This is a genomic window from Bradyrhizobium liaoningense (genome assembly GCF_018130825.1).
Lineage (GTDB): Bacteria > Pseudomonadota > Alphaproteobacteria > Rhizobiales > Xanthobacteraceae > Bradyrhizobium > Bradyrhizobium liaoningense_B.
This window is the reverse complement of sequence record NZ_JAFCJS010000001.1, coordinates 887,962-902,095: the sequence shown is the minus strand read 5'-3', so window position 1 is coordinate 902,095 and position 14,134 is coordinate 887,962. Positions and strand designations below refer to the sequence as shown.

The window sequence follows — 14,134 nt, the reverse complement described above, 5'->3', positions numbered from 1 at the left end:
GAAATCATGGGTCGGACGTCAACATTTCTGCTCTCCGCAGCCGCAGTCGTGCTCGCCGGCACCATGCCGGCGCTCGCCGCCTGGCAACCGCAAAAGCCGATCGAGTTCGTCGCCACTGCCGGCCCCGGCGGCGGCACCGACAATCTTGCGCGCGCGGTGCAGAACATCATCACCAAGCACAAGCTGACGGAGCAGCCGATCGTCGTCGTCAACAAGGGCGGCGGCAGCGGGGCCGAAGGTTATGTCTACGGCAAGGCCTCCGCGGGCGACCCCTACAAGGTGATCTTTGGCACGTCCAATGCCTGGCAGCAGCCGCTCGTGTCCAAGGTCGCCTTCAACTACACCGATCTCACCCCGATCGCGGCGATGGCGCAGGACGAGTTCCTGCTCTGGGTCAAGCAGGACGCGCCCTACAAGAATGCGGGGGACTATCTGAAGGCGGCTGCGTCCGGCGAATTCAGGATGGGCGGCGCGCAGTCCAAGGACACCGACGAGGTGCTGACCCGCATGATCGAGAAGGCCGGCAAGGTCAAGCTGACCTACATCCCCTTCAAGAGCGGTGCCGAGACCGCCGTGCAGCTCGCCGGCGGGCACCTGGATTCCCACGTCAACAATCCCAGTGAAAGCCTCGGACAATGGCGCGGCGGCACGCAGCGACCGCTCTGCGTTTTCAGCCCGAAGCGATTGCCGCTAGGGCCCAAGGTCACCGCGACCGAAGGCTGGAGCGATGTTCCGACCTGCGTGGAGCAGGGCCTCGACATCAAGCAATACGAGCAGCCGCGCACCGTGTGGCTGCCCGGCAAGGTCACGCCGGACCAGGCCGCGTTCTATGTCGATCTGATGAAGAAGGTGCAGGCAACGCCGGAGTGGAAGGACTACATCGAGAAGACCTCCCAGGTCGACACCTTCCTGACCGGCGTCGAGTTCGACAAGTTCATCAAGGAGGACCTCGAGCACGTCAAGCAGGTCGCGGGCGAGCAGGGCTGGCTGGTGAAGTAAGGCAGGATCACGCCATGATCTCGCGCCGCGCGCTTGAGCTTGCGACAGCCGTCCTCACCGGCAGCTTCGGTGTGGCCGTCGTCGTCTCCAGCCTCGACAATGGCATCGGCTGGTCGAGCGCGGGCGTCGATGCCGGCACGTTCCCGTTCCTGACCGGCATCATCGTCGTGCTCGGGAGCCTCTACAATCTGGTGCGGGGCCTTGTGCCGGCGGCGTCGCTGGCAAACGTCCCCATCGCGATCACGCCGATCGAGCTGCGCCGGCTCGCCGGCCTGTTCGTGCCGGCTGCGATCTTCGTTGCCGCGATCCCGCTGCTCGGCATGTATCTCGCCTCAAGCCTCTATGTCTTCGCGGTACTGGCGATCCCCAGGCACCAATCCGTGCCGCGTGCGCTGGCCATGTCGGCGGCCACGGCGCTCGCGCTCTATGTCGTGTTCGAGCGCATGTTCCAGGTCAGCCTGCCGCACGGCGCGCTCGCCGCTGCGCTCGGATACTGAGGGAGCAGGCCGTTGGACAATCTCCAGGAGCTCCTGCACGGCTTCACCATCGCGGTCACCGTGCCGCATCTGGTGCTCATGGCGGTCGGCGTGCTGCTCGGCATTCTCGTCGGCGTGCTGCCGGGGCTGGGCGCGCCGAACGGGGTGTCGCTGCTCCTGCCGCTGACCTTCGGCATGCAGCCGGTCTCGGCGATCATCCTGCTCTCCAGCATGTATTGGGGCGCGCTGTTCGGCGGCTCCGTCACCTCGATCCTGTTCAACATTCCGGGCGAGCCGTCGTCGGTTGCGACCACCTTCGACGGCTATCCGATGGCGCGCGATGGCCGGCCGACCACGGCGCTCGCCACCGCCTTCGGCTCGGCAGCCTTCGGGGCGCTGATCGGCGTCATCCTGATCACGTTCCTCGCATCCTGGGTGGCGCAGGTCGCGCTTGCCTTTGGGCCACCCGAGTATTTCGCGGTCTACTTCCTGGCCTTCGCCAGCTTCGTCGGCATGGGCGGCGCGGCGCCGATCAAGACCGTGGTGGCGCTCGCGATCGGCTTTGCCATCGCCGCCATCGGCATCGATACCGTCTCCGGTAGCGTCCGCCTCACCATGGGCATCGACGAGCTGGTGAAGGGGGTGAACTTCGTCGTCGCAGTCATGGGCCTGTTCGGCATCGGCGAGCTCCTGGTCGCGGTCGAGGAGGAGTTTCATGCCCGTGCGGTCTCCTCGAAGATCGACTGGCGCGAGGTGTTTCGTGCCGTCGGCCGCCTGCCACGCCACAGCGTCGCGCTGTTGCGTAGCGCCGCAATTGGCTGCTGGATGGGGATCACGCCGGGCGGTCCGACCGCAGCCTCCTTCATGAGCTACGGCATCGCCCGCCGCTTCTCCCGCCGCGGCCGCTACTTCGGCACCGGCGAGGTCGAAGGCATCATCTCGCCGGAGACGGCCGACCATGCCGCCGGCACCAGCGCGCTTCTGCCGATGCTGTCGCTCGGCATTCCCGGCTCCGCGACCGCCGCCGTGATGATGGGCGGGCTGATGATCTGGGGCCTCAATCCCGGGCCGATGCTGTTCGTCGACCAGAAGGATTTCGTCTGGGGCCTGATCGCCTCGATGTATGTCGGCAACATCGTCGCCGTCGCGCTGGTGCTGCTGACCGTCCCGGTCTTCGCCGCCTTGATGCGGATTCCCTTCGTGGTGATCGCGCCGCTGATCGTGATCATCTGCGTCGTCGGTGCCTATTCGGTGTCGAACTCCTATCTCGACGTCGTCATGATGCTCGGCTTCGGCATTGTCGGCTATCTCTTCAAGAAGCTGTTCTATCCGCTGGCGCCGCTCGTGCTTGCGATCGTCATCGGCGACAAGGCCGAGGATGCGTTCCGGCAGTCGATGCTGCTCTCGAAGGGGTCCCTGGGAATCTTCTTCGCAAACAAGCTGGTGACGTGCCTGATCCTGGGCGGCATCGCGCTGCTCCTGCTGCCGCTTGCATTGCAGCTCGCGCGCTTGCTGCGCAAGCCCGCGCCATCCGCCGATGGAACGGCAGTCCAAGAGACAGTTCAAGAAACAGCTCGAGAGAAGGTGATCATATGACCGCAAAGCCGCTCATCGCACTGGCGATGGGAGATCCCGCGGGCATCAGCCCGGAGCTGACGGCGAAACTCGTGGTGCAGGACGACATCCGCGCGAGTTGCCGCCTCGTCGTGATCGGCGACCGCCGCATCTTCGACGAGGGCGCGCGCGTTGCGGGTGTCAAGCCGGACTTGACCATGGTCGAGCAGGGGGCCGACCTTCGCGCGACGCAGGGCGATGCGTTGTTCATCGATCTCCGCCATCTCGCTCTTCAAGAGGTCGAGCCGAAGACCGCGACCCTTGCCGGCGGCAAATTCGCACTCTCCAACTACCGGCACGCGCTCGAACTCGGCCGCGACGGCCGCGTCGACGCGGTCTGCTTCACCCCCTTCAACAAGCAGGCGATGCGGCTTGCCCGCGCCGAATATGACGACGAGATCGCGTTTTCCGCGGAGGTGGTCGGACTCAAGACCCCGGCGAGCGAGTTCAACGTGCTCGACCGGCTCTGGAACGCACGGGTCACCTCGCACATTCCGCTGAAGGACGTCGCTGCAAACCTCTCCAGCGAACGCATCGATCGCGCGCTCAAGCTGACCGATGCCTGCATGCGCAACGCTGGCTTCGCGCGGCCGCGCATTGCGGTCGCCGGCCTCAATCCCCACGCCGGCGACGGCGGCAATTTTGGCCGCGAGGAGATCGATGTGATCGCGCCCGTGGTCGCGGCCGGGCAGGCGGAGGGCATTGCTGCCGAGGGGCCGTTCCCGGCCGACACCGTGTTCCTGCGCGCCAAGGGCGGCGCCTTCGATGCCGTGCTGACGATGTATCACGACCAGGGCCAGATCGCGATGAAGCTGATGGGGTTTGACCGCGGCGTGACCTTGCTCGGCGGCTTTCCATTCCCGATCTGCACGCCTGCGCACGGCACCGCCTACGACATTGCGGGACAAGGCATCGCATCGATCGGCGCCAGCCGCGCCGCATTGCTGCTCGCGGCGGAGATGGCTGTGCGCCGCTGATTTGCACGTACCAGGGGAGCGCGTGCTGACTGCGCTCGCCTTGCGGGCAGGGATTAGACTTTCGGGAAATACTGGAAACTTCCGCCGCCGCGACGAGTTGGCGTGCCATGGACATCTCCACGTTGGAGCTGGGAACATGGTCGACGACGGCCCGCTACGGACAGCGGTTGATACCGCATGGTGCGTGTACCGCGCCCGGCATCGCGATGTCGATGCTGCGGATGGCCGTCGCTGTCTCCTCGAGCGTCATCTGCAGGGGAGGCGGGAAGCGCGCGAGAGCAACGGTGATGCCCAGGAACTCGCAGGGTTCGGGCTGGCCTATCTCGAGCGGCTTTCCGATGACGAATGTTAGGGATCATTGAGAGCCTTGCGCGCCGCCTGGCGAGCGGAAGCGCTAGGCCGAATTGGACGTTGCTTGCGATTTCGAACCTTCTGTCCGCAGCCATCGTGCTGATCCTCCGTTCAGTGTAGCAGGCTCTCATGCGCATCGCTCAGCTCGTTCCCCTCGCCGAAAGCTTCCTCCGAAGCTCCGGCACGGAGCGGGAAGCGAGGCCGTTTCCGGAGGCAGGCTTCGCGTCCGTTTCCGACGACGCAACTGTCGAAGACGTGAAAGGGAGGCGGCGATGTTGCTGACGAAGGCGGGGCAGATTTGCATCTTTCTTGTCTTCACCCTGGCGACGTTGCCGGCGTTCGCTGCCGAGATGACCGCGGATGCCATCAATTCCGCCGAGCCATCGAAGAAGACGCTTTCGAACGAGAAGCCGACGCCGGCGGGCGTGCGGCTGCAGGTGCTGCTGGACAGGGCGCATTTCTCGCCCGGCGAGATTGACGGCAGGTTCGGCGAGAACGCGAAGAAGGCGCTGCGCGCCTATGCGGAAGCCCGACAGTTGCCGGGCTCGGACACCCCAACAGATGAGGTCTGGAAGGCGCTGCGGGCGGACGACCGGCCGGTCACGCTGACCTATGCCATCACCGAGCAGGACGTGGCGGGTCCGTTCCTGAACAAGCTGCCCTCGAAGATGGAGGACATGAAGGACATCCCGAAGCTCGGCTTTGTCAGTCCGCGCGAAGCCTTGGCCGAGAAATTCCACATGAGTGAGCAACTCCTGGCGGCGCTCAATCCCGGGCGCCGTTTCGAGCGGGCCGGCGACTCCATCGTCGTCGTCGACACCGCGGGCGCAGGCGAGGGGGCGCCTGCCAAGGCCGACAGGGTCGAGATCGACAAGGTCAGGCAGACCGTGAAGCTGTTCGACAAGTCGAATGCGCTGATCGGATTCTATCCGGCAACCGTCGGCAGCGAGGACAAGCCGTCGCCGTCAGGTACGCTTAAGGTCACCGAGGTCAGCAGGAATCCGTTCTATCGCTATAATCCCGCCTATCGCTTCAAGGGCGTCCATTCGCGCAAGCCCTTCACCATCAAGCCCGGTCCGAACAATCCGGTTGGCACGGTGTGGATCAATTTGTCCGCCGAAGGCTACGGCATTCACGGCACGCCTTCGCCGGACAAGATCTCCAAGGCTGAATCCCACGGCTGTGTGCGTCTCACCAATTGGGACGCCGAACGTGTCGCTGGCAGTGTCTCGAAAGGCACGCCGGTCGGGTTCGTTGCGAGCGCGATGTGATGCCTAGACTTGCGATTGGCTCTGGGCGGGGGGCGTTGACTGCGAGTGGCCAGCGTTCAGGGCGGCCTTACGATCATGGATGAGATTTTCGAGACGGTGCGCCGCAACGTTCAACGTGGCTGCGTCCAGCGTGTTTTCATCCCCATCGGACTTCGCGCGCTGTGCGCGGAGCACGTTGTCGATCTGGTTTTCGATCTCTGAAAGTTCCGCCTCGTTTTGCGAGCTTCGTATCTTGCCGCCCAGCGCATAGAGCGCGTCGAGTGCCGGCTCACGCGGCCCGGCTTCGCCGGACCTGAGAAATTGCCAGAGTGCGGCCGCGATCGACGCCAGTGCGCCCAGGGCCATCGGTGCCAGGAAGATCGCGTTGCTCCACTTGTCGAGGAAGGACAGCTGGCTGCCGTTGTAGAACTCCGCGGCGCCGGGATGAACCGGGAGATAGGCGCCCGCGTCGGTATCGGGCGACTTGAATTGCGAGAGAATCGGCCAGTCCGGCAAAATGTCCCTGCGCGCGGCCGTGAGAGCCTGTGTGAGGTCGGCGATCGTGTCGTTATCGAGATCTTTCTTGCCGACCACATAGTAGGACACGCGCAAGGTGGTCACGTCATCGCCGGGGATTGGAGGCGACCCGCGCAACGTTCCCTTGGGAATGTCGAAGCTTTCATAGGCGCGCTCTTTCTCCGCGATCGCTCCCGCGTTCTCGATCGGGATCAGCACCGGCGCGGTCTTGGCGTTCTGCGGGAACAGTCCCCGCACCAGCGACAGATATTTCTCGCTCAGCGGCATGACGAAAAGCACCGCACGCACCTCCTTGCTCTCGAAGGCGCGGCGGACCTCGTCCAGTGCAAGGTTTTTGAACACGACGTTGGCGCGGTCAAGATCATAGGATTTGGTGAGGACATGGACGACCCTCTGATTGGTATCCCCGGCGACAACGCCCACGGTCGCGCGCTTCAGACCAGCGACATCCGCGATGGTCGACCCGGGGGGCGCAACAAGCATGGCCACGGCCTCGGCGAGAACGACGATGGCCTGCGCCTGCGACAGGTCGCCGACGTCGCCGCGGACCACGGCGAGATCGGTCTTGCCGGACGAGAAGGCGGTCGCCGACTCGAGCGGGCCGCTGGTCTCGACGACCTTGAGCCGCACCGGCGCCTTGTTCACGACAAGGCGGCTGGCAAGCGCGGACACGATCTTGGGGGCGTCGCCATCCAGCGAGCCCACCGCAATCGACAGCGTGACCGGGTGGGCGTACCAGCGATAGGCCAGCAAGCCCGCACCGGTGGTGAGCACGACGAGCGCCACGACCGCGACGATGCGAAGCCAGATCGGCAGCCTGCCGGCATCAATGCCAAATTTCGACAGCTCGTCCATGGCGCCGCTCGTCCGGGAAGGTTACCCGTCTGCACGAGCATCATTTGCCGGATGGCAGTCCCGTGTTGATTTGCATCAAGACGCCGGCCGACCGGAGCGCGAGGGCTGGCCTCGTCGAAGCTGCTTCGATGAACGAAAAACACGAGCAAAAACAACCCTCCGCCTACTGTGCATGGGGTTGTTTTCGTCGTTTTGTTTCGGCGCGGCTGGCTCTCGCCTCACGCCCCGCAGACGATCACGCCGTACCAGCCAAGGCCCCGATAGGTCTCGTAGCCGGGCGTCGCATGGAAGGCGACCATCGTTCCGGAGCGGTCCTGATAGAAGCCGGAGCGCTGGCCGTTCAGTGACAGCGAGATGCGCTCGCTGAGGATGCCCTGGCCGTCGGAAGCGGCGATGACGCGGAGATTGGAGTCGACCAGCAGCACGCGGGCCTTGTCGGTGTCGCCGACGCGCACGCCCTGCACAATGGCGCGGGCCTGCGGCTCCCAGTCGAAATGGATGGCGAGCACGCCGATCGGCGCGCCGTTGGCCTGGCCGCCGGCGCGGACGCTGGCGCAATAGGTCGCGACCTGCGCGTTGCCGAGCAGAGGCTGGTTCTCGACGTCGCCGGCGACGTAGTCGTCACCGGAGCGCAAGGTGCGCGCCTCGCGAAACCATTTGGTGTGGGCGACGTTCTGGCCGACCACGCGGAAGCGGTCGGCGCGGCCGTTGGCGATGACGTTGCCGTCGAGGTCGCAGAGCCAGAGGTCGAGATAGACCGTGTAGGCGCCGAGGATCACGCCGAGCCGCTGCGAGGCATAGGTGACCGCTGCCGGCGCGGGCGAGGCCGCGCAATCGACCACGGCGGAATCGGTCGCCCACCAGCGCACGTCGCAGGTGCGCTCATAGAGGTTGCGGTCGATCAACTCGACCGCATTGAGGGACAGATCGACCATGCGCTCGCCGCGCGAGCGCTGGCTCATGCGGTCGATCGAGGCGACAAGGTCGCCGGTCCGTTTCGTCAGCTGGGTCTCGAGTTCGCGGGCGATGGTCTCGACCTGCTGGCCGACGCCGCGCACCTCCTGCGCCACCACCGCAAAGCCCGCGCCTTGCGCGCCGGCGCGCGAGCTTTCGATCAGCGCGTTCAGCGCCAGCATCTTCATCTGGTTGGTGATCTGCTGGATCGCCTTGGTCTTGTCGACCGCGATCTGGTTGACCTCCGCGGTGAGGCGATTGATCAGCGCGGAGATGTCGGAATCATCATCAGTGGGTTCGGAGGCGATCGGCTTGGCTTTGAGACCCAGCGCAGCAGACATCGGGGACTTCCCTTGGCAATGAGGCCTGATCTGCAATGAACCCGGAACAACAACTTACAGATCGAATACGATTCTTTTTCGAGGATTCCGCCTAACGCCTGCTTAATTTGCTATTCGGCGGAATGCCTAAATGATAGTCACTCCGGCCTGCCGGCCGGCCATCCACCGCTTTGTGCGGCCCGGCCGTTGCAAATCGCCGGAGTTTCCCGGCCAATCCCCTAAAGCCAGTACCGGGCCGCCAGCGTGATCGCCCGGACCCGAGTTCCCCAACCGATAGCCTCGTCATGACGCCGCCCGCCACAGCCTTGCCCGTCGAACTGCCCCAGGCGTTCCTGGGGGTGGCGCGCTCGCTCACCGACAAGCTCTGGCGCGACCGGCTGGACGCTCGCGGGGCAGCTCAGGCGCTCGCCATCGTGCAGCGGCACCAGTTGCCGGAGCTGCTGGCGCGCGTGCTGGCGGGCCGCGGCGTCGATATCGACGCCGTGGCCGACTTTCTCGATCCGACCATCCGCAAGCTGCTTCCGGACCCGTTTACGGTGACGGAAATGGAGGCCGCCGCCAGGCGCATCGCGGATGCGGCGGTGAGGGGCGAGAAGGTCGCGGTCTTCGGCGACTACGACGTCGACGGCGCGACCTCGGCGGCGCTGCTGGCCTGGCACCTGCGCCATTGCGGGCTCGATCCGCTGATCCACATTCCCGACCGGATCTTCGAGGGCTACGGCCCGAACGTCGAAGCGGTTCGCGGCCTGGCGGCAAAGGGCGCGACGCTGCTCGTCACCGTCGATTGCGGCACCACCAGCATCGAGCCGCTCGCGGAGGCCAAGCGCCTCGGCATGTCCGTGGTTGTGATCGACCACCACCAATGCGGCCTCGATCTTCCCGAGGTGGATGCGCTGGTCAACCCGAACCGCCCCGACGATCTCTCCGGCCTCGGCCATCTCGCCGCCGTCGGCCTCGTGCTGGTCACGCTGGTCGCGGTCAATCGCGAGCTGCGCCAGCGCGGCTTCTGGAGCACTGAGATGCCCGAGCCCGATCTGCTCGGCATGCTGCATCACGTTGCGCTCGGCACGGTTGCCGATGTGGCGCCGCTGATCGGTCTCAACCGCGCCTTCGTCGCAAAGGGGCTGATCGCGATGCGGCGGCGCGACCACATCGGCCACACCGCGCTGATGGACGTGGCACGGCTCAACGGCCCGCCGGAGGCCTGGCATCTCGGCTTCATGCTGGGCCCGCGTGTCAATGCCGGTGGCCGCATCGGCCGCGCCGATCTTGGCGTGCGGCTGCTGCTAGAAGGCGACAGCGTCGAGGCGGCGCGGATCGCGGCCGAGCTCGATCGCCTCAACAGCGAGCGCCGCGTCATCGAGCAGGCGGCTGAAGCCCAGGCCGAAGCCGAAGCGCTCGCCTCGATCGGGTTGGAGGACAAGCTCGGCGTCATCGTCACGGCGTCCGAAGGCTGGCATCCGGGCGTGGTCGGCCTCGTTGCCTCGCGCCTGAAGGAGAAGTTTTCGCGACCCGCTTTCGCCATTGCGCTCGAACCCGGCGGCATCGGCACCGGCTCGGGCCGCTCGATTGCCGGCGTCGATCTCGGCAAGGCGGTGCGGCAGGCGGTCGCCGACGGGATTTTGTTGAAAGGCGGTGGCCACGCGATGGCCGCCGGCGTGACGCTGCGCAAGGAAAAGCTCGCCGAATTCCGCGCCTATCTCGAGAACGCGCTGGCGCAGGACGTTGCGGAGGCGCGCCACGTCAACGAGCTCTATATCGACGGCGCGGTCTCCGCACGCGCGGTGACGACGGAGCTTGCGACCACGCTCAATCGCGCCGGTCCCTTCGGCAGCGGCAATCCGGAGCCAGTGCTGGCGCTGCCGGGGCATCAGCTCGTGTTCGCCGACGAGGTCGGGCAGGCGCATCTGCGCCTGCGCTTCAAGTCGGGCGACGGCTCCATCGTCAACGGCATCGCGTTCCGTTCGGTCGGCCAGAAGCTCGGCAATGCGCTGCTCGCCAACCGTGGCCAGCAGATGCATGTCGCGGGCTCGTTGTCGGTCGATCGCTACCAGGGCGCCGAGCGCGTGCAATTCCGCGTCATCGATGTCGCCCTACCGGACCAGGGGCCATCCGTGATTAGATAACGCAAGATCCCTCGCGACAAACGCGATACGCGTTTGCGCGGAGATCATGCGTCAAGAATAAGCCGCTCAAACAAAAAAAGGGAGTGAACATGGCAGGGCAGGTTGAGGGCAAGGTCGCGCTGGTGACGGGCGGCGCTTCGGGCATCGGCGAGGCCATCGTCGAGCTGTTCGCGCGCGAGGGCGCGACCGTTGTCATCGCTGACATCGACGAGCTGCGTGGCCCTGAGCTCGTCAAGCGTGTCACAAACGCCGGTGGCAAGGCGATCTTCCTGGAGCAGGACGTCACCAGCGAGGAACGCTGGATCGAGATCGTTGCCGAGGTCGGCAAGCGCTATGGCCGGCTCGACATCATGGTCTCCAATGCCGGCATCGGCATTGCCGTGCCCTCGATCGTCGATATGACGCTGTCCGACTGGCACAAGCAGAATGCGATCAATCTCGACGGCGTGTTCCTGTCGGTCAAGCACTGCCTGCCGTTGATGCGCAAGACCGGCGGCGGCTCGATTGTCATGATGTCCTCGCTCGCAGGCCTGCGCGGCTCGCCAGGGCTGTCGGCCTATTCGCTGACCAAGGGCGGCGTCCGGCTGTTCGCCAAGTCGATCGCGATGGAGTGTGCGGCCGCCGGCGACGGTATCCGCGTCAACTCCGTCCACCCCGGCATCATCGACACGCCGATCTGGGGCAAGATCCCGACCGGGGCGAGCGGCGCCGGGCAGAACGCCCCGATCGATCCGGAAGAGCGCGCGCGGATCGTTACGCCTTTGGGCCGTGCCGGGCAGGCCGCGGAGATTGCCTCCGGCGTGCTGTATCTGGCCTCCGACGGCTCGCGCTACGTTACCGGCAGCGAGCTCGTCATCGATGGCGGCATGAACGCCGGTGGTGTGCCGCGGCGCGCCTGAACGGCGCAGGGCAGGGTGGCGGTCGCAGGGGCTGACGCGCAGGCGCAGCCCCTGTACAAGGCGGACAGCTTCCGACCGACAAAGGTGTCCTTCGCCATGGCGCACAGCCTTCATTCGTCTTCTTCCTCGCCCGCGCCATTCCGCTCGAACCGGCCGGACCTTGCCAGCGATGCGATCCGCACCGCGCGCGAGGACCTCGCCGCCTGCTTCCGCATGGCCGCGCGCAACGGTTTTGAGGAGGGCATCTGCAACCACTTCTCGGCCGTCGTGCCGGGCCATGACGACCTGTTCCTCGTCAATCCCTATGGCTACGCCTTCCGCGAGCTGACGGCATCAAAGCTCCTGATCTGCGACTTCCACGGCAACGTTCTCGACGGGGATGGCGCGCCCGAGGCGACGGCCTTCTACATCCATGCCGAGATGCACAGGCTCCTGCCGCGCGCCAAGGTCGCCTTCCACACCCACATGCCCTATGCGACGGCGCTGTCGATGACCGAAGGCGATCCGCTGATCTGGGCCGGGCAAACCGCGCTGAAATTCTATGGCCGCACGGTGGTCGACCGCGACTACAACGGCCTCGCACTCGATAACCGCGAAGGCGCGCGCATCGCCTCCGCCGTCGGCGATGCCGACATCGTCTTCATGAAGCATCACGGCGTGATGGTGCTGGCCCCGACCATCGCGGAAGCCTGGGATGATCTCTACTATCTCGAACGCGCCGCCGAAGTGCAGGTGCTCGCGATGTCGACGGGGCGGAAAGTGCTGCCGGTCGATCCGGCGATCGCGGCCGAAACCTACCGGCAGATGCGCGAGGGCGATTCCGAATCCGCGCGGCTGCATCTCGCTGCGATCCGCCGCCAGCTCGACGCCGAGGAGCCGCAATACAGGCATTAGCGATGATCGCGTAGCCCGGATGGAGCGAAGCGTAATCCGGGGGCGGCAACCGTGGAAGCAAAGTCCCGGATTGCGCTTCGCTCCATCCGGGCTACGGGCTCGCGCTACGACCCCTGCCGCAGCTTCGCCAGCACCTTCAGGCCACCATAGCCATCCGCCGGCGTGATCCCGGCGCGCTGCTGGAAATCCTTGATTGCCTTCATGGTGTCGTTGCCGACACGGCCGTCGGTGCCGCCGGTGTCGAAACCGGCCTTCGTCAGCCGCGTCTGCATCTCCTGCACCTCGGCCAGCGTCAGCGCACGCTCGGAGCCGGGGAAGGGCTGGATGAAGGGCGGCGCGCCGAGACAGCGGTCGCCGAGATGGCAGATCGCCAGCGCATAATTCATCGAGGGATTGTAGCTCTTCACCGAGTAGAAGTTCGGTCCCAGCAGGAATGTCGGTCCGCCCGCAACCGGCGTCCACATCTGCGCCGAGGCGTTCGGCTGCGGAAACGGCTGGCCATCGGCGCGGGTGACACCGGCCGCCTGCCAGGCCGCGTAGGTCCGGCTGCCGCTCAACTCGCCGGACGCGCGCACCTCGTAGCCCCAGTGCTCGCCGCGGTGCCACTTGCCGCGATTGACGAGATATTTTGCGGTCGAGCCCAGCGCATCATCCGGCTTGCCGAACGGCGAGACCTTGCCGTCGCCGTCATAGTCGATGCCGACATTGAGCCAGACCTCCGGCATCCATTGCGAATGCCCCATCGCGCCGGCCCAGGAGCCCTTCATCTCCTCCGGCGTGCTCCAGCCCTTGTCGACGATGCGGAGCGCGTTGATCAGCTCGGTCTCCCAATAGGCCTTGCGGCGCGGCTCGTTCCAGGCGAGCGCGGCGAGCGAGGGAAACACCGGCGTCATGTGGTTCTGCTGCACCAGGGGATCGCCATAGGCGGACTCGACGCCCCACAGCGCCAGCAGCGTGCCGCGCTCGACGCCGAAATCGCGCTCGATGCGCGCGAGCAGCGCCTCGTTGTTCTTCAGCGCGATCTTGCCGTTGATGATGCGCCAGTCCGAGACGCGGCGGTTGATGTATTGCCAGACCTGCTCGTGGAATTCGGGCTGGTTGCGCATCTGCTTGAACACGCTCATGTCGGGCTCGACCCGCCCCATCGCGCGCTGCCAGGTCACAGCCGAGATTCCCTTGGACATCGCGCGTGCGCGAAAGCTCTCGCGCCATTCGTCGAAGCCGGCAGGCGCGGCGAGGACGCGCGTCGGGAGCGCCAGCAAAGCGGCCGCACCGAGTGTCGACTGGAGCAGGGCGCGGCGGGTATGTCGGGGCGAGGAATCAGCGTGCTTCATGGGCACATTCTAGCCGGAAACATGGCCCGTGTGAGTCGGTTCCAGGAACAGTAACGAGGTCCGAATTCTGCCCGATCGCCTCGCCCGTTCCCAGCGGAACAAGTGTCGCACTGCCGCATTCCACCACTGTGATCAAAAAGGAAGATGAATTCGGCAATCGCAGCAAAGCCGTGATTCATCACGACACCGACTGACGGAACGTCGTCGAGAATGCGGGGTGGAATGAAGATACGCGCACATGCGGAAAGCCACGTCGTCGAACTCGACGACGGATCGCAATGGCAGATTTTCCCCGGCGACCTCGCGACCACGCTGAGCTGGAAGCCCGAGACCGATTTGCGCCTGGAGCCGAGTGGCGACCGGGTAAGTTCGCATGTGCTGGTGAATGGCACGGACCAAACCCGCGTGCGGGTGATCGCCGCCGGCGAGACCTGGCCCGACGGCGAGGTTAAGAAGGTATTGAAGGGCGATTAGGCCGCCCTTGCACGAGCCTGCTTATCCCCAAATTTGTACCTGGAGCTTTACGG

Annotated in this window: 13 protein-coding genes; 10 read left to right on the top strand and 3 right to left on the bottom strand. The window is 65.6% G+C overall.

The genetic code is table 11. The features are described 5' to 3' along the window. Positions 1–6 precede the first annotated feature (6 nt). The 6 genes from JQ603_RS04375 to JQ603_RS04350 all read left to right on the top strand — a co-directional run bounded on the left by JQ603_RS04375 (position 7) and on the right by JQ603_RS04350 (position 5,688). Complete coding sequence (locus JQ603_RS04375) at positions 7–999, top strand: Bug family tripartite tricarboxylate transporter substrate binding protein (RefSeq protein ID WP_212336803.1); 993 nt, start codon at positions 7–9, stop codon at positions 997–999. A gap of 14 nt (positions 1,000–1,013) precedes the next feature. Continuing rightward, a complete protein-coding gene (locus JQ603_RS04370; RefSeq protein WP_212336801.1) occupies positions 1,014–1,496 on the top strand; it encodes a tripartite tricarboxylate transporter TctB family protein in 483 nt (160 codons plus the stop codon). 12 nt (positions 1,497–1,508) lie between these two features. Further along, complete coding sequence (locus JQ603_RS04365) at positions 1,509–3,071, top strand: tripartite tricarboxylate transporter permease (RefSeq protein WP_212336799.1); 1,563 nt, start codon at positions 1,509–1,511, stop codon at positions 3,069–3,071. Further along, on the top strand, positions 3,068–4,066 hold the full coding sequence (locus JQ603_RS04360; protein WP_212336797.1) for a 4-hydroxythreonine-4-phosphate dehydrogenase PdxA: 999 nt from the start codon (positions 3,068–3,070) through the stop codon (positions 4,064–4,066). The genes JQ603_RS04365 and JQ603_RS04360 overlap by 4 nt, the downstream gene beginning before the upstream one ends. A 136-nt stretch (positions 4,067–4,202) precedes the next feature. Next, entirely contained in the window at positions 4,203–4,418 is a 216-nt protein-coding gene (locus JQ603_RS04355; protein ID WP_212336795.1) for a hypothetical protein, read from the top strand. Positions 4,419–4,689: 271 nt separating this feature from the next. Beyond that, a complete protein-coding gene (locus JQ603_RS04350; RefSeq protein ID WP_212336793.1) occupies positions 4,690–5,688 on the top strand; it encodes a L,D-transpeptidase family protein in 999 nt (332 codons plus the stop codon). A 3-nt stretch (positions 5,689–5,691) separates the two neighbouring features. On the opposite strand, the gene JQ603_RS04345 is transcribed toward JQ603_RS04350, so the two are convergent. After that, a complete protein-coding gene (locus tag JQ603_RS04345; RefSeq protein ID WP_212336792.1) occupies positions 5,692–7,059 on the bottom strand; it encodes a TAXI family TRAP transporter solute-binding subunit in 1,368 nt (455 codons plus the stop codon). Between the two features lie 218 nt (positions 7,060–7,277). After that, positions 7,278–8,354 carry a methyl-accepting chemotaxis protein gene (locus JQ603_RS04340; protein WP_212336790.1) on the bottom strand — a complete coding sequence of 359 codons (1,077 nt, stop codon included), beginning with the start codon at positions 8,352–8,354 and terminating at the stop codon, positions 7,278–7,280. A gap of 284 nt (positions 8,355–8,638) precedes the next feature. Here JQ603_RS04340 and recJ point away from each other — a divergent pair, with 284 nt between their 5' ends. From recJ to JQ603_RS04325, 3 genes are all read left to right on the top strand, one after another. Continuing rightward, positions 8,639–10,480: a single-stranded-DNA-specific exonuclease RecJ gene (gene recJ / locus JQ603_RS04335; RefSeq protein WP_212336788.1), complete on the top strand. Its 1,842-nt coding sequence runs from the start codon at positions 8,639–8,641 to the stop codon at positions 10,478–10,480. Between the two features lie 89 nt (positions 10,481–10,569). Beyond that, positions 10,570–11,379 (top strand): SDR family NAD(P)-dependent oxidoreductase, encoded by an 810-nt coding sequence (locus JQ603_RS04330; protein ID WP_212336786.1) that lies wholly within the window; start codon positions 10,570–10,572, stop codon positions 11,377–11,379. A 96-nt stretch (positions 11,380–11,475) separates the two neighbouring features. After that, entirely contained in the window at positions 11,476–12,273 is a 798-nt protein-coding gene (locus tag JQ603_RS04325) for an aldolase (protein ID WP_212336784.1), read from the top strand. Positions 12,274–12,377: 104 nt separating this feature from the next. On the opposite strand, the gene JQ603_RS04320 is transcribed toward JQ603_RS04325, so the two are convergent. Then, positions 12,378–13,607 (bottom strand): lytic murein transglycosylase, encoded by a 1,230-nt coding sequence (locus JQ603_RS04320; protein ID WP_212336782.1) that lies wholly within the window; start codon positions 13,605–13,607, stop codon positions 12,378–12,380. A gap of 222 nt (positions 13,608–13,829) precedes the next feature. On the opposite strand from JQ603_RS04320, the gene JQ603_RS04315 reads away from it, so the two are divergent. After that, a complete protein-coding gene (locus tag JQ603_RS04315) occupies positions 13,830–14,081 on the top strand; it encodes a hypothetical protein (RefSeq protein ID WP_212336780.1) in 252 nt (83 codons plus the stop codon). Positions 14,082–14,134 lie beyond the last annotated feature (53 nt).

Excerpts from the sequence above, each read along its gene's own strand:
- JQ603_RS04370 (WP_212336801.1), top strand. The coding sequence starts at position 1,014 with ATGATCTCGCGCCGCGCGCTTGAGCTTGCGACAGCCGTCCTCACCGGC.
- JQ603_RS04340 (WP_212336790.1), bottom strand. The coding sequence starts at position 8,354 with ATGTCTGCTGCGCTGGGTCTCAAAGCCAAGCCGATCGCCTCCGAACCC.
- JQ603_RS04375 (WP_212336803.1), top strand. The coding sequence starts at position 7 with ATGGGTCGGACGTCAACATTTCTGCTCTCCGCAGCCGCAGTCGTGCTC.
- JQ603_RS04355 (WP_212336795.1), top strand. The coding sequence starts at position 4,203 with ATGGTCGACGACGGCCCGCTACGGACAGCGGTTGATACCGCATGGTGC.
- recJ (WP_212336788.1), top strand. The coding sequence starts at position 8,639 with ATGACGCCGCCCGCCACAGCCTTGCCCGTCGAACTGCCCCAGGCGTTC.
- JQ603_RS04345 (WP_212336792.1), bottom strand. The coding sequence starts at position 7,059 with ATGGACGAGCTGTCGAAATTTGGCATTGATGCCGGCAGGCTGCCGATC.
- JQ603_RS04315 (WP_212336780.1), top strand. The coding sequence starts at position 13,830 with ATGAAGATACGCGCACATGCGGAAAGCCACGTCGTCGAACTCGACGAC.
- JQ603_RS04320 (WP_212336782.1), bottom strand. The coding sequence starts at position 13,607 with ATGAAGCACGCTGATTCCTCGCCCCGACATACCCGCCGCGCCCTGCTC.
- JQ603_RS04330 (WP_212336786.1), top strand. The coding sequence starts at position 10,570 with ATGGCAGGGCAGGTTGAGGGCAAGGTCGCGCTGGTGACGGGCGGCGCT.
- JQ603_RS04360 (WP_212336797.1), top strand. The coding sequence starts at position 3,068 with ATGACCGCAAAGCCGCTCATCGCACTGGCGATGGGAGATCCCGCGGGC.
- JQ603_RS04325 (WP_212336784.1), top strand. The coding sequence starts at position 11,476 with ATGGCGCACAGCCTTCATTCGTCTTCTTCCTCGCCCGCGCCATTCCGC.
- JQ603_RS04350 (WP_212336793.1), top strand. The coding sequence starts at position 4,690 with ATGTTGCTGACGAAGGCGGGGCAGATTTGCATCTTTCTTGTCTTCACC.